Origin of the sequence: Streptomyces sp. NPDC013157 (assembly GCF_042899865.1) — a bacterium.
Lineage (GTDB): Bacteria > Actinomycetota > Actinomycetes > Streptomycetales > Streptomycetaceae > Streptomyces.
The window spans coordinates 800,487-813,549 of sequence record NZ_JBIBAK010000001.1; the positions used below are offsets into that span (position 1 = coordinate 800,487).

At 72.2% G+C, this 13,063-nt stretch carries 13 protein-coding genes; 8 read left to right on the forward strand and 5 right to left on the reverse strand.

Annotated features, from left to right (window positions below; translation table 11 throughout):
* The first annotated feature begins 132 nt into the window (after positions 1 to 132).
* Positions 133 to 828 (forward strand): response regulator transcription factor, encoded by a 696-nt coding sequence (locus ACFY6U_RS03590; protein ID WP_390034874.1) that lies wholly within the window; start codon positions 133 to 135, stop codon positions 826 to 828.
* A complete protein-coding gene (locus tag ACFY6U_RS03595) occupies positions 825 to 2,366 on the forward strand; it encodes a sensor histidine kinase (protein ID WP_390034875.1) in 1,542 nt (513 codons plus the stop codon). The genes ACFY6U_RS03590 and ACFY6U_RS03595 overlap by 4 nt, the downstream gene beginning before the upstream one ends.
* Positions 2,367 to 2,396: 30 nt before the next feature.
* Here ACFY6U_RS03595 and ACFY6U_RS03600 read toward each other — a convergent pair whose 3' ends face one another.
* From ACFY6U_RS03600 to ACFY6U_RS03620, 5 genes are all read right to left on the reverse strand, one after another.
* Positions 2,397 to 3,686, reverse strand: coding sequence for a PP2C family protein-serine/threonine phosphatase (locus ACFY6U_RS03600; protein ID WP_390034876.1), 1,290 nt, complete (start codon positions 3,684 to 3,686; stop codon positions 2,397 to 2,399).
* A 140-nt stretch (positions 3,687 to 3,826) separates the two neighbouring features.
* Positions 3,827 to 4,234 carry a peptide-methionine (R)-S-oxide reductase MsrB gene (gene msrB / locus ACFY6U_RS03605; protein ID WP_390034877.1) on the reverse strand — a complete coding sequence of 136 codons (408 nt, stop codon included), beginning with the start codon at positions 4,232 to 4,234 and terminating at the stop codon, positions 3,827 to 3,829.
* Between the two features lie 13 nt (positions 4,235 to 4,247).
* Positions 4,248 to 5,636 (reverse strand): UDP-N-acetylmuramate--L-alanine ligase, encoded by a 1,389-nt coding sequence (gene murC / locus ACFY6U_RS03610; RefSeq protein ID WP_390034878.1) that lies wholly within the window; start codon positions 5,634 to 5,636, stop codon positions 4,248 to 4,250.
* A 197-nt stretch (positions 5,637 to 5,833) separates the two neighbouring features.
* Complete coding sequence (locus tag ACFY6U_RS03615) at positions 5,834 to 6,307, reverse strand: indole-3-glycerol phosphate synthase (RefSeq protein ID WP_390034879.1); 474 nt, start codon at positions 6,305 to 6,307, stop codon at positions 5,834 to 5,836.
* Between the two features lie 152 nt (positions 6,308 to 6,459).
* On the reverse strand, positions 6,460 to 7,290 hold the full coding sequence (locus ACFY6U_RS03620; RefSeq protein WP_390034880.1) for a pyrimidine reductase family protein: 831 nt from the start codon (positions 7,288 to 7,290) through the stop codon (positions 6,460 to 6,462).
* 37 nt (positions 7,291 to 7,327) lie between these two features.
* Here ACFY6U_RS03620 and zapE point away from each other — a divergent pair, with 37 nt between their 5' ends.
* The 6 genes from zapE to ACFY6U_RS03650 all read left to right on the forward strand — a co-directional run bounded on the left by zapE (position 7,328) and on the right by ACFY6U_RS03650 (position 13,060).
* Complete coding sequence (zapE, locus tag ACFY6U_RS03625; protein WP_390034881.1) at positions 7,328 to 8,434, forward strand: cell division protein ZapE; 1,107 nt, start codon at positions 7,328 to 7,330, stop codon at positions 8,432 to 8,434.
* A 191-nt stretch (positions 8,435 to 8,625) separates the two neighbouring features.
* Positions 8,626 to 9,021, forward strand: coding sequence for a hypothetical protein (locus ACFY6U_RS03630; protein WP_390034882.1), 396 nt, complete (start codon positions 8,626 to 8,628; stop codon positions 9,019 to 9,021).
* Positions 9,022 to 9,122: 101 nt separating this feature from the next.
* Positions 9,123 to 9,701 (forward strand): carbonic anhydrase, encoded by a 579-nt coding sequence (locus tag ACFY6U_RS03635; RefSeq protein WP_390034883.1) that lies wholly within the window; start codon positions 9,123 to 9,125, stop codon positions 9,699 to 9,701.
* Between the two features lie 8 nt (positions 9,702 to 9,709).
* Positions 9,710 to 11,164, forward strand: coding sequence for a SulP family inorganic anion transporter (locus ACFY6U_RS03640; protein ID WP_390034884.1), 1,455 nt, complete (start codon positions 9,710 to 9,712; stop codon positions 11,162 to 11,164).
* Positions 11,165 to 11,307: 143 nt separating this feature from the next.
* Positions 11,308 to 12,141, forward strand: coding sequence for a slipin family protein (locus ACFY6U_RS03645; RefSeq protein WP_351497294.1), 834 nt, complete (start codon positions 11,308 to 11,310; stop codon positions 12,139 to 12,141).
* Positions 12,142 to 12,205: 64 nt separating this feature from the next.
* Entirely contained in the window at positions 12,206 to 13,060 is an 855-nt protein-coding gene (locus ACFY6U_RS03650; protein ID WP_351497263.1) for a polysaccharide deacetylase family protein, read from the forward strand.
* Positions 13,061 to 13,063 lie beyond the last annotated feature (3 nt).

Sequence of the window (13,063 nt, forward strand, 5' to 3'; positions counted from 1 at the left end):
CGGGTCCTGGGAGTCGAGCTTCACCCGTGGCTGCTGTCGTTTTCCTGTCGGACGACTTTCAACTGCTTATCGATGTCTTTTCTGTGTGAGACGGGGTCTGGCGCACCCGGCCCGGTGGCGCAGTATGAGCGGGTGGAAAAAGTACGACTCCTCGTCGTGGACGACGACCCGCCGATCGCCGACCTGGTCGCGACGGTCGCGCGGTACGAGGGCTGGGACGCGGTCACCGCGTATTCCGGTGAGGACGCGCTGGCCAGGGCCGCCGACTTCCGGCCGGACATCGTCGTGCTCGACCTGATGCTGCCCGACCTCGACGGCTTCGGGGTGCTCGACCGGCTGCGGCGCTCCGGGACGATGGTGCCGGTGGTGTTCCTCACGGCCCGCGACGGGGTCGCCGACCGGGTCGCGGGACTGACCCGCGGCGGGGACGACTACCTGGTCAAGCCGTTCGCGGTGGAGGAGCTGATGGCCCGGCTGCGTACGGTGCTGCGGCGTAGCGCGGGTCCCGGCTTCCAGCGCTCGGTGCTCCGGGTCGCCGACCTGACGATGGACGAGGACACCCGCGAGGTCCGCCGCGGCGACCGGCTGCTCTCCCTCACCCCCACCGAGTTCGAGGTGCTGCGCTACCTGATGCGCAAGTCGCCGACCGTGCTCACCAAGGCGCAGATCCTGGACCACGTGTGGGAGTACGGCTTCGGCGGCCGGTCGAACGTCGTCGAGCTGGTGGTCAGCCGGCTGCGCCGGAAGATGGACGAGACCGGCGGCGAGCCGCTGATCCACACCGTGCGCGGCTTCGGGTACGTCATACGGCAGCAGGCGGGCGAGTGACAGGCCGGCTCCTGCGCTCGTACCGGAGCATGCGCCTGGGCACCCGCCTCGCGCTGGGGCTGGGGGCGCTGGCCCTGGTGGTGTTCGCGGTCGTCGGCACGGCCCTGACGACCTATATGCGGGACTACCTCTCGGCCCAGCTCGACGACCAGCTCGGGCTCGCCCAGACCGCCCAGTCGAAGAGCATCGAGCAGAACGGCACCCTCCAGGGCAAGAAGTACTACCGCTGGTACTACGCCGTGTACGACGTCTCGAACGGCACCCCGGTGCTGCGCAAGCCCGAGGAGACCACCGACCTGCCCGCGGACATCGCCGACCTCACCTCGGTGGCGAAGGCCCAGGTCGCCGCGGGCACCGAGGTGCTGCGCACCAAGGACCTGACCGGGGAGGGCGAGTACCGGCTGCGCGGGTGCGAGGTGGAGCCGGGGGTGGTGCTGGTCAGCGGGGCGCCGATGGACAGCATCGACGACACGGTACGACAGCTGGTCACGGTCCAGGTGGTGGCCTTCGGGCTGGCCCTGCTGGCGCTGGTGGTGTTCGGCCGCCGGCTGCTGCGCAACGGCCTGGAGCCGCTGAGCGACATGGCACACACCGCGCACGGCATCGCCTCGCACAACCTGACGGAGTCGGCGGCCCGGCTGCCGCTGCGCGCGGCCAAGCGGGGCGGCGGACCGGAGGTCGAGGAGCTGCGCACCGCGTTCAACACGATGCTCGAACACATCGACCACTCCCTCGCCGTCCGCGCCGAGGCCGAGCAGCGGCTGCGCCGGTTCGTCGCGGACGCCTCGCACGAGCTGCGCACGCCGCTGATGTCGGTGCGCGGCTACGCCGACCTCTTCCAGTACGCGGCCGCCAACCACCCCGAGGAGCGCGACAGGCACCTGGCCCGGCTGCGCGCCGAGGCGGCCCGGATGGGCGTCCTCCTCGACGACCTGCTGCTGCTCGCCCGCCTGGACGCGGCCGAGGTGGAGGCTCCGCTGCGGCTGGAGGACACCGATCTGACCGAGCTGGTGCGGGAGGCGGCCGACGCCTTCCGCGCGGCCCACACCGACCACCCCCTGACAGTGACCACGGGCCCGGACCCGGTCCCGCTCCGCCTCGACCCGGTCCGGATCCGCCAGGTCCTGGACAACCTCCTCACCAACGCGGCCGTCCACACGCCCGCCGGCACCCCCGTGTCCGTGACGGTCGCCGTCACCGCCGGCTCGGCTTCGGTGATCGTCACCGACCACGGCCCCGGCATCCCGCCCGCCGACCGGGCCCGGGTCTTCGACCGCTTCTACCGTGTCGACAAGGCCCGCAGCCGCGACCGCGGCGGCAGCGGCCTCGGCCTCTCGGTGGCCCGGGCGCTGGTGGAGGCGCACGGCGGGACCATCGCACTGGGCGAAGGCCCCACCGCCACCACGGTGTTCACCCTGACGCTGCCGAGGAAGCCGGGGGTACCCCCAGCGCCCCGAAAGGGGGCGCTGGGGGTACCCCCGGCCGAAGGCTGGGGGAGGAACTGCGCGACCGGCCACGACGGCGCCACAGCCGACTGACGGCAAATCGCGGTACCTCCAGCGGAGCGCTCAGCCCCCCGCCTCCTCCACGGAGCTGAACCCGCCCTGCCGGGGGTGCGGACGCGCCGCCAGCACCGCGACGTCGTCCTCGGCGTGCCGGGCGTCCAGGCGGGTGAGGATGGACTCCAGCAGGCCGTCGACGTCGACGGCGGGGGCGAAGTGCAGTTCGGCGAGGCGGTGCAGGGAGCGGTCGATGTCCTCACCGCGGTGTTCCACCAGGCCGTCCGTGAAGAGCACCAGCGCCTCGTCGGGTTCGAGCTGGTGGGTGGCCGACTCGTAGCCGCCGAAACCGGTGCCCAGGGGAGGCCCGACGGGGACCCGCAGGAGTGCGGTGCGGCCTCCCCTGGTGATCAGCGCGGGCGGCAGATGGCCGGCGCTGGCCAGGGTGACCTGCCCGCGGCCGGGGTCGACGCGTACGAGCAGGCAGGTGGCGGGCCTTCGGTCCGCCTCGTTGGCGGCGATGTCGTCCATCTGCCGCAGCACCCGGTGCGGCGGCAGCTCGGAGGAGGCGATGTAGCGCAGTGAGGAGCGGTACGCGTTCATGTCGACGGCCGCCTCCAGGCCGTGGCCCATCACGTCGCCGACGACGAGCAGCGTGCGCCCGAAGTGCAGCCGTACGGTCTCGCACCAGTCGCCGCCGACCAGCACCCGCCCGCCGGCCGGGAGGTAGCGGATCGACACGTCCAGGTTCGGGTGCGGCCGGCCCGGCTCGGAGAGCAGGGCGCGTTGCAGGTCACCGGCGGTGCGGTTGACCTCGTCGTACTCGCGGGCGTGCCGGATGTGGGAGGCGGCGCGTTCGGCGAGGAGGGCGAGCAGTTCGGCCTCCGCACGGGCGAACGGCGTCCCCTCGCGGGCGCAGACCAGGACGCCGTACTGGTCGGAGCCGCTGGTCAGGGGCGCGCACAGGGCCGGGCGCGAGTGGCTGCCCGGTGGGCGGGACAGCCACGGGTCCGCCCAGTTGTCGGCGGCCGGGGTGCCGGCGTCCCGGGCGACCGCGGTGGCCCAGCGGGCGTCGGGCAGCAGATCGGCGTCGCCGGTGATCGACTCGTAGCCGGAGACGGTGTCGCCGACCCGCCGCATCACGGCCGCGCTGCCGCCGGCCAGCCGTACCGCCGCCCGGGTCAGCTCCGTACAGGTGGTGGACTCGTCCAGGCTGGTGCCGATGCCGGCCGCGGCCGTGCGCAACGCCCGGAGGGGCGCGGCGGGGTCGGCGCCCGCCACGAGCCCGTCCGGTCCGCCCAGGCCGTCGGCGGACGCGAGTCCCCTACGGGACTGGAACCATCGCGCGACACCCGACACCTTCACAGAATCTCAAACAGCGCCGCTCCGGGCACCAGCCGTCTGTGCCAGGAGCCCCGGGAGACGCTTCACCGAGGCCGCGGGCGCGAGTGCCGCGGCCGTCGGCCCACGGGCCCGTCCGCAGACGGGCCCGGCCGGACTCAGCTCTCGTCGGCGGTCAGCCGGAGCGAGATCGAGTTGATGCAGTACCGCTGGTCGGTCGGGGTCGCGTACCCCTCACCCTCGAACACATGCCCGAGATGCGAGCCGCAGCGCGAGCAGCGCACCTCGGTGCGGACCATCCCGTGGGTGCGGTCCTCGACCAGCTCGACCGCGTCGGTGTCCTTCGGGTCGTAGAAGCTCGGCCAGCCGCAGTGGGACTCGAACTTCGTGTCGGAGGTGAACAGCTCGGCACCGCAGGCGCGACAGGAGTACACGCCCTTGGTCTTGGTGTCGGTGTACTCACCCCTGAAGGCCGGCTCGGTCGCCGCCTGACGCAGCACGGCGTACTCGGCCGGCGACAGCTCCGCCCGCCACTGCTCGTCCGGCTTCTCGACGTCGTACGACATGACTCTCAGCCCCTCACTTCGCCAGGCGTTCCAGGATCCTCGGGCCCAGGTCCGTCACGTCGCCCGCGCCCATGGTGAGAACCAGATCACCGGGCTTCGTCATTCCCGCGACCACGGCGGGGACCTCGGCCTTGTCGTGCACGGCCGTGACGTCGGCACCGGCCGCCCGCGCCGCCTCGATGATCAGCTCGCTGGTGACCCCGGGGACCGGGTCCTCACGGGCCGGGTAGATGTCGAGGACCACCGACGCGTCCGCGAGGGCCAGCGCGTCGCCCATCTCCTTGCCCAGTTCCTGGGTGCGGGAGAAGAGGTGCGGCTGGAAGACGACCAGGATCCGGGCGTCCCCGGCGGCGGCGCGCATGGCCTCCAGGTCGGCGGTCATCTCGGTCGGGTGGTGGGCGTAGGAGTCGATCACCTGGACGCCGGCCGCCTCGCCCTTGAGCTGGAGGCGCCGCTTCACGCCGGTGTACGCGGCGAGGGCGGGCGCGAGCTCGGCGGCGGGGACCCCCAGGGCCACGCCCGCGGCCAGCGCGGCGACCGCGTTGTGCGCGTAGTGCCGGCCGGGGACCGACACCGTGAACGTCAGCTCGGTGCCGTCCAGCAGGACGGTGACCTCGCTCTTCAGGCCCTGCGGTACGACGGAGAGCACCCGCACGTCGGCGTCCGCGGCCTCGCCGTACGTCACCGTCCGGACCTTTCCGGCCACCCGCCGGGTCAGCTCGCGCGCCCCCTCGTGGTCGGCGTTGACCACCAGCGTGCCGCCGGGCACGATCCGGCCGGCGAAGGTCTCGAAGGACTCGTAGATCTCGTCCATCGAGGCGTAGTTGGCGTGGTGGTCGAGCTCCACGTTGAGGACGATGGCGACCTCGGGCGCGTACTTGTGGAAGCTGCGGTCGGATTCGTCCGCCTCGGCGACGAAGATCTCGCCCTCGCCGTGCAGGGCGTTGGAGCCGGGTGCGTCGAGGTCGCCGCCGATGGCGTACGAGGGGCTGCGGCCCAGCGCGGTCAGGGACACCGCGAGCATGGACGTGGTGGTGGTCTTGCCGTGCGTGCCGGCGACCGCGATCGGACGCAGGCCGTCCATCAGCGCGGCGAGGGCGTCCGAGCGGTGCACCACCGGGACGCCCAGCTCGGCCGCGCGGGCCAGTTCGGGGTTGTCCTTCCGGATCGCCGACGACACGACGACACAGCTGGCGTCGTCGGCGAGATGCCCGGCCGCGTGCCCGATGTGCACGGTGACGCCGAGCGCCCGCAGCGCCCCGGCCGTCTCCGACTCCTTGGCGTCACTCCCGGCCACCTGGGCCCCGCGCTGGGCGAGGATCTTGGCGATCCCCGACATCCCGGCGCCGCCGATCCCGATGAAGTGCGGACGCTCCATGGCGGAAGGAAGGCCGGGTGCCATGTATTTCTCCCAGAGACGGTGACGTGCGAAAGCGTGCTCAGCCTATGTGCTCGGACATCCGGCGCCTTGCAAGGGGCGCGAGCATCAGCGCCCCGAAAGGGGCGCGGGGCCGTATCGATGTGCGGCTACCGCCGCATGGGCGCGACCAGCCCCCACGCGCCCGCACCCGCCGACGCACCGCACCCCTCGTACGGCGCCTACGCCTTGCTGTGCGAGAACAGCTTCAGCACCGGCACCCCCACCTTGTGCCGCGCCCGCGACGCCCAGTCCCGGTGGAAGAACTCCTCCACATAGTGCGGATCGGTCAGCACGATCACCTCGTCCGCGCCCACCTCTTCCACGAGCTTCCGCAGCGCGTCCAGCGGGTGGTCCTCGACCATCCGCCCCTCCGCGCTGCTGCCCGCCGCCCGCAGGGCCGTCAGGGACACGTCCAGCGCCTGCTCGGCAGGGCCCTTCGCCGCATCCCCCTCCGGCGTCTCCCGCTCGCGCGTGGCCTCGTCGAGTTCGCCGAGCGCGATGTCGTCGATGGCCCGCAGCAGGCGGTCCGCCTGGTCGCCGCGCGGCTGGAGCAGCACGTGGAAGGCGACCTGCTCGTCCCCGTGCAAGGTGGTGACGAACTCCACGTCGGCGGACGTCAGGGCCTTCTCGATCATCAGAACGCTTGTGAACACCAGGCGCCTCTTCTCCCTAGAGGGTCGCTCGACCCTCTGTCCTCCGTGGGGCCGGCACCCCTGCGGAAACCATCCTGCCCCGTGATCGCACGGGTACTGCCGGATTCAGTTTGCCCGCCGGAAGCTAAGCGGAACGGTATATTCCGCCGTTTTCAGGACCGGCGGTAGCGACCGAACAGGAATCCGGCCTCTTCCAGGAGGGACACTAGTTCGAAGCGTCGGGGTACGGCGACACCGGGCCCCCCGGCGATCCGCTGCGCGTGGCCCGCCGTGAGCATCGGGGAGACGGTCAGGCACAGCTCGTCGAGGACGCCGGCGGCGACGAACTGCCCGAGCAGCCGGGGGCCGCCCTCGGTGAGCAGCCGGGTGTGGCCGAGGTCGGCGAGGGCGCGGACCGCACGGGCGGGGTCGACACCGACGCCGTCACCGGCGACCACCACGCGGGCGCCGGCCTTCTCGCATGCGGCGACACGGTCGGGCGCGGCGGCCGCGCCGGTCAGGACCAGCGTGGGCACGAGGGGCGAGGTGAACAGCGGCAGCGAGAAGTCGAGGTCGAGGCTCGCGGTGACGACGGCGACCGCGGCGACCGCGGCCTGACCGGCCGCGGTCCGGGCGCCCGCGAACTCCGCCCGTTCGCGTACCGGCCGGTACCCCTCCTGCCGTACCGTTTCCGCGCCCACGACGACGACGTCCGCGAGCCCTCGCAGGGTGCCGAAGATCCGCATGTCGGCCGCGCCCGAGATGGGCTGCGACCGCCCGTCGTGCTGCCCCGCCCCGTCGAGCGTGGACACCATGTTGGCCCGCAGCCACGCCTCCCGCCCGGCGGATTCGGGGTAGGCATAGGCGAGGGCCAGCTCGGCCAGGCTCCACTCCCGGTCGGCGGAACCGGAACCCTCGGCCCCGCCCTCGGGCAGCGCCCCCTCGGCCGCACCGCCGGAGGCCTGGGCTGTTGTTCGTTCGGTCACAGGGAACAGGCGTCGCATGTCGTGCAGTGTGGCACGGCAACTAGCATGGGTGACCGTGTCGTCTTCTCCCGCCGCATCCGAGGTCAGCCCCATAGCCGACGCGGCCCCGCTGTCCCTGTGCGCCCGTTCGCCGCACGTCCCCGCGGACCGGCTGGTCGCCGAGATGGTGCCGCCGCCCCGCTTCGACTCCGTCCGCTTCGCCACCTACATCCCGGACCCGAACCAGCCGACCCAGACCGAGGCCGTACGGGTCCTGGAAGGGTTCGCCGGCGGTCTCGGCGGGGCGCACGCGGTGGCCGGCGGCAGGCGCGGCTTCCTCGGCCTCGGGAAGGCGAAGGCGCCCAGGACGCCGGCCGGGCCCCGCGGGGTCTACCTCGACGGCGGGTACGGCGTCGGCAAGACCCACCTGCTCGCCTCGCTCTGGCACGCCACCCCGGCCGAGCCCGCGCTGAAGGCGTTCGGCACCTTCGTGGAGCTGACCAACCTGGTCGGCGCCCTCGGCTTCCAGCAGACCGTGCAGACCCTCTCCGGCCACCGTCTGCTGTGCATCGACGAGTTCGAGCTGGACGACCCCGGCGACACGGTCCTGGTGTCGACGCTGCTGGGCCGGCTGGTGGACGCCGGCGTCGCGCTCGCCGCCACCTCCAACACCCTGCCGGGCAAGCTCGGCGAGGGCCGGTTCGCCGCCGCCGACTTCCTGCGCGAGATCCAGGGCCTGTCGGCCCACTTCCGCCCGCTGCGCATCGACGGCGAGGACTACCGCCACCGCGGCCTGCCCGAGGCGCCGGCGCCGTACTCCGACGAACAGGTGACGAAGGCGGCGTACGCCACCCCGGGCGCCTCGCTCGACGACTTCCCGCACCTCCTGGACCACCTGGCCAAGGTGCACCCCAGCCGGTACGGCGCACTCACCGACGACCTGAGCGCCGTCTGCCTGACGGACGTGCAGCCGGTGCCCGACCAGTCGACCGCACTGCGGCTCGTGGTCCTCGCGGACCGGCTCTACGACCGCGAGGTCCCGGTGCTGGCCTCCGGGCTGCCCTTCGACAGGCTGTTCAGCGAGGAGATGCTGAACGGCGGCTACCGGAAGAAGTATTTCCGCGCGATATCCCGGCTCACCGCCCTGGCCAGGGACGCCAAGGGGCTGGTCGACGCCGGCTAGGCCAATAATCGATCAAGCTCCCCAGGTCAAGAGCCCGATCAGGCCACACCACCGGCACTTTTCACGCTCTCTTCGGCTCGCAACACCGAGTTAACCCTGCAAACAACTTTGCAGGGTTAACGTGTTTCTTGACCAACCATTGACCTGTGCTTGGCGCACACAAGAGGCGTGAACTGCTGCGAGGGAGGCTCATGTTCCGAGGTAAGACAGCCCGGACCGTGCTCTCGCTCCTGGCCGCCGCCCTGCTCGCCGTCCAGTTCTTCGCACCCTCGGCAACCTTCGCAGCTGCGCATACCCTCAGTCATGTCGAGGCCAAAGCCCAGTCCGGGCCGAAGTCGTCGGCGAATGCCGTGCGCGCCGCCTCGCACACCCTGCGCGAACACGGCCTCTGCGGCGAGCCGCCCAGCCTGCCGCAGACCGCCGACCGCCATCGCAGCGCCACCGCCGGCTGGGCGGACGACCGCCCGCCCACCGCGCGGCACACCGAGGCCATACGCGCCTCGGTGCCTCCCACAGCCAGGCACCACAGCACGTCGAGAGCGTCGAGAGCCCACTCACCGGCCACGCTTCAGGTCTTCCGCTGCTGACGGGACGGGCTCTGCCCCGGGCTCTCCATGCCCTTCATCCCCCCCCCACGTCGTGCAAGCCCGACGCGCCGCTGTAGCGCGCCAGGAGGAGTCCACACACCATGCAGCCCCTCATCGACAACGCCCGTACGTTCGGACAGCGCCCTGAGGAGTTCGCCAGGCTCGCCGAAGGCCAGTCCCCGCAGGTGCTCTTCATCACCTGCTCCGATTCCCGGGTCGTCCCGGCCCTGATCACCGGCGCCCGCCCGGGCGAGCTCTTCGAGCTGCGCACCGCGGGCAACATCGTTCCGCCGTACGCCTCGACCACCCCCACCAGCGAGGCGGCCACCATCGAGTACGCCGTGGAGGTGCTCGGCGTCCGCGACATCGTCGTCTGCGGGCACTCGCACTGCGGTGCCGTCGGCGCGCTGGTGCGCGGCGACGACCTGACCGCCGTACCCGCCGTACGGGACTGGCTGGCCAGCGCCGAGCCGCGCCCGAGCGGGGCGGCCGAGGACCCGGCCGTCGCGGAGGGCGTGCAGAACCACGTGCTCGCCCAGCTGCTGCGGCTGCGCTCGTACCCCTGCATCGACAGGAAGCTGACGGCGGACGAACTGACCCTGCGCGGCTGGTACTACGAGGTCCACACCGGTGCCGTGCGCGAACACCGCGCCGACACCGACACCTTCGAGGCCCTGTGAGCGCCGCGATGACCAAGTTCCCTTACATACGCCAGGACTTCGCCGCCTCCCTCGTCGTCTTCCTGGTCGCGCTCCCGCTCTGCGTGGGCGTGGCCGTGGCCTCCGGCGTCCCGGCCGAACTCGGCCTGGTCACCGGCATCGTGGGCGGTCTCGTCACCGGGATGCTGCGGGGCAGCAGCCTTCAGGTGTCGGGGCCGGCCGCCGGCCTGACCGTGCTGGTCTTCGAGGCGGTGCGGGAGTTCGGGCTGCCGCTGCTCGGGGTGATCGTGCTGATCACCGGCCTCCTCCAGATCGCCATGGGCGTCCTGCGGCTGGGGCGCTGGTTCCGGGCCATCTCGGTCTCGGTCGTCGAGGGCATGCTGGCCGGAATCGGTCTGGTGCTGATCGCCGGCCAGCTGTACCCGGCACTCGCCGCCAAGGCTCCCGAGTCCGGCCCCGGCAAGATCGCCGGGCTGCCCGGGGCGTTCCTGGACGCCCTCGGGGACGGCGGCGCGCTGGCCTCGCTCGCCCTCGGCGCGGGCACGATCGCGGTCCTGGTGCTGTGGAAGTACGTCCCGGCGAAGGTGCGGACGGTCCCCGGACCGCTGGCCGCCGTCGGCCTCGCCACCCTGGCCGCCTTCCTCCTGGGCCTCCCGGTCGCCACCGTCGAGGTGCACGGGCTGCTGGACTCGGTCCAGCCGCCCCCGCTGAGCGCCTTCGGTGAACTGGCGAGCGCCGGGGTGATCGGCACGATCGTCGCGTTCACGCTGATCGCGTCAGCCGAGTCGCTGTTCAGCGCGGCGGCCGTGGACCGGCTGCACGACGGTCCGCGCACCCGGTACAACCAGGAGCTGATCGCCCAGGGCGCGGGCAACGCGCTGTGCGGGGTGCTCGGGGCACTGCCGATGACCGCGGTGATCGTGCGCAGCGCGGCCAACGTCCAGGCGGGCGCCCGCACCAAGGCGTCCCGGGTGCTGCACGGCGTCTGGCTGCTGCTGTTCGCGGCCCTGCTGCCGGGAGTTCTGGCGTACATACCGATCCCGGCGCTCGCCGGAATCCTGGTCTACTCGGGCGCCAAGCTGATCCCGGTGCGCGCGCTGGCCGTGCTGTGGCGCGAGCACCGGGGCGAGGCGGTCGTCCTCGTCGTCACGGCGGTGTCGATCGTCGCGGTGAGCATGTTCGAGGGCGTGCTGATCGGGCTCGCCCTGTCGATCGTCAAGACCGCCTGGGAGGCCTCGCATCTGAAGCTGGAGGTCGTCGACAAGGGCGCGGGACCGATCGACGCCCACCTGTCGGGCAACGCGACCTTCCTGCGGCTGCCGAAGATCCTCGACAGTCTGGAGGCGCTGCCCCAGGACCGCCCGATCCGGGTGGACCTCTCCGGGCTGCACCACCTCGATCACGCCTGCCGGACCGCGCTGGAGAGCTGGGCCCAGCGGCACAGCGACGCGGACACCGAGCCGGTGAAGGTCACGGCCGCCTGAACCGGCGGCCGCCCCGGGCCGGGGTACCGACGCCCCTCGGCATCCCGGCCCGGACCAGCTGCCCTGGGCCGTGGCCCCGACCCTCCCGACGGGCATATCGTTACAGCAACAGACATATCGGACCTCTTTACCTGGGGGTCGTGATGGTTCAGGAGCTGCTGGTCGCGGTGGTGGTGGCGCTGTGCGTCGGCGCGCTGTATCTGGCCGCCGCGGCGCGGGTCGTCAAGCAGTACGAACAAGGCGTGCTGTTCCGGCTCGGCCGCGTCGCGGGAGACGTACGACAGCCCGGCTTCACCCTGGTGATCCCGTTCGTGGACCGGCTGCACAAGGTCAACATGCAGATCGTCACGATGCCGATCCCCGCCCAGGAGGGCATCACCCGCGACAACGTCACCGTGCGCGTGGACGCGGTCGTCTACTTCCGGGTGGCCGACGCGGTGAGCGCGCTGGTCAAGGTCGAGGACTACAAGTTCGCCGTCTCACAGATGGCCCAGACCTCGCTGCGTTCGATCATCGGCAAGAGCGACCTGGACGATCTGCTCTCCAACCGCGAGAAGCTCAACGAGGGCCTGGAGCTGATGATCGACAGCCCGGCCGTGGGCTGGGGCGTGCAGGTGGACCGGGTCGAGATCAAGGACGTGTCCCTGCCGGACACGATGAAGCGCTCGATGGCCCGCCAGGCCGAGGCCGACCGGGAGCGCCGGGCCCGGATCATCAACGCCGACGCCGAGCTGCAGGCCTCGAAGAAGCTGGCCGAGGCGGCCCAGCAGATGGCGGACACCCCGTCGGCCCTGCAACTGCGGCTGCTGCAGACGATCGTGGCGGTGGCCGCCGAGAAGAACTCCACCCTGGTCCTGCCGTTCCCGGTGGAGCTGCTGCGGTTCCTGGAGCGGGCCGGCGGGCAGCCGGGGCCGAACGGCGGCACCCCGGCCGAGATCGGCGAGAGCACCGTGCGGACCGGACCGCCGCCCGGGTGATCCGGCGCCGTGACGCCCGTCGCGCCACACCAGAAAATAGGACATATCCACCTACGTTCATAGGGTGATCCGACTAGCACGCCGTCTTACCGGTACGACCACCGTATGCGTCGCCCTGGGCGCCGCGCTCGCCGCCTGTGGCACCACCGAGGCCCCCCACGCCGGCCCGCCGGCCCCCGCCAAGGCCTCCTCCTCCGCCACCCCGCCGCCCACGCTCGCCCCCGGGCCCGGCGGTACGGCACCCGTCTTCACGAACGGTCCGCGCACCCTGGGCAAGACCGTCGCCCTGACCTTCGACGCCGACATGACCGCCGACCAGGGGCCGCGCGCGGCCAAGGGCGAGCACTTCGACAACCCCGCGCTGATCGCGACCCTGCGCCGGCTGAAGGTGCCGGCCACGATCTTCATGACCGGCCGCTGGGCCGACCAGTACCCGGCACAGGCCCGTTCCCTCGGCCGCGACCCGCAGTTCGAGGTCGCCAACCACTCCTACAGCCACTACGCGTTCACCGGCGACTGCTACGGCCTGCCGACCGTCGCCGCCGCGAACATGAAGTCGGACGTGGAGCGCGCCTACGCCGCCCTGCTCCGCGCCGGGGTACCGCACCCGATGCCGTACTTCCGCTTCCCCGGCGGCTGCTACGACCGGCAGGCGCTGCGCGCGGTCGGCGCGCTCGGGGTCACCGCGGTGCAGTGGGACGTGGTCAGCGGGGACGCCTTCGCGACGGACGCCGACGCGGTGACCAAGCAGGTGCTGGACGGGGTGAAGCCCGGTTCCGTGGTCGTCATGCACTGCACCCGCAGCGCCGCCCCGACCACCGAGCAGGTGGTGCGGAGCGTCGTACCGGAGCTCCGCAAGCGGGGCTTCCGGTTCGTGAAGGTCTCCGAGCTGATCGGGGAGACGCCGGGGCACCGGTGACCG

What these genes read in the sequence shown, in the direction of transcription:
- msrB (WP_390034877.1), bottom strand. Translation starts at nt 4,234, where the DNA reads ATGTCGTACGACGTCGAGAAGCCGGACGAGCAGTGGCGGGCGGAGCTG.
- murC (WP_390034878.1), bottom strand. Translation starts at nt 5,636, where the DNA reads ATGGCACCCGGCCTTCCTTCCGCCATGGAGCGTCCGCACTTCATCGGG.
- ACFY6U_RS03620 (WP_390034880.1), bottom strand. Translation starts at nt 7,290, where the DNA reads ATGCGACGCCTGTTCCCTGTGACCGAACGAACAACAGCCCAGGCCTCC.
- ACFY6U_RS03630 (WP_390034882.1), top strand. Translation starts at nt 8,626, where the DNA reads ATGTTCCGAGGTAAGACAGCCCGGACCGTGCTCTCGCTCCTGGCCGCC.
- ACFY6U_RS03635 (WP_390034883.1), top strand. Translation starts at nt 9,123, where the DNA reads ATGCAGCCCCTCATCGACAACGCCCGTACGTTCGGACAGCGCCCTGAG.
- ACFY6U_RS03640 (WP_390034884.1), top strand. Translation starts at nt 9,710, where the DNA reads ATGACCAAGTTCCCTTACATACGCCAGGACTTCGCCGCCTCCCTCGTC.
- ACFY6U_RS03645 (WP_351497294.1), top strand. Translation starts at nt 11,308, where the DNA reads ATGGTTCAGGAGCTGCTGGTCGCGGTGGTGGTGGCGCTGTGCGTCGGC.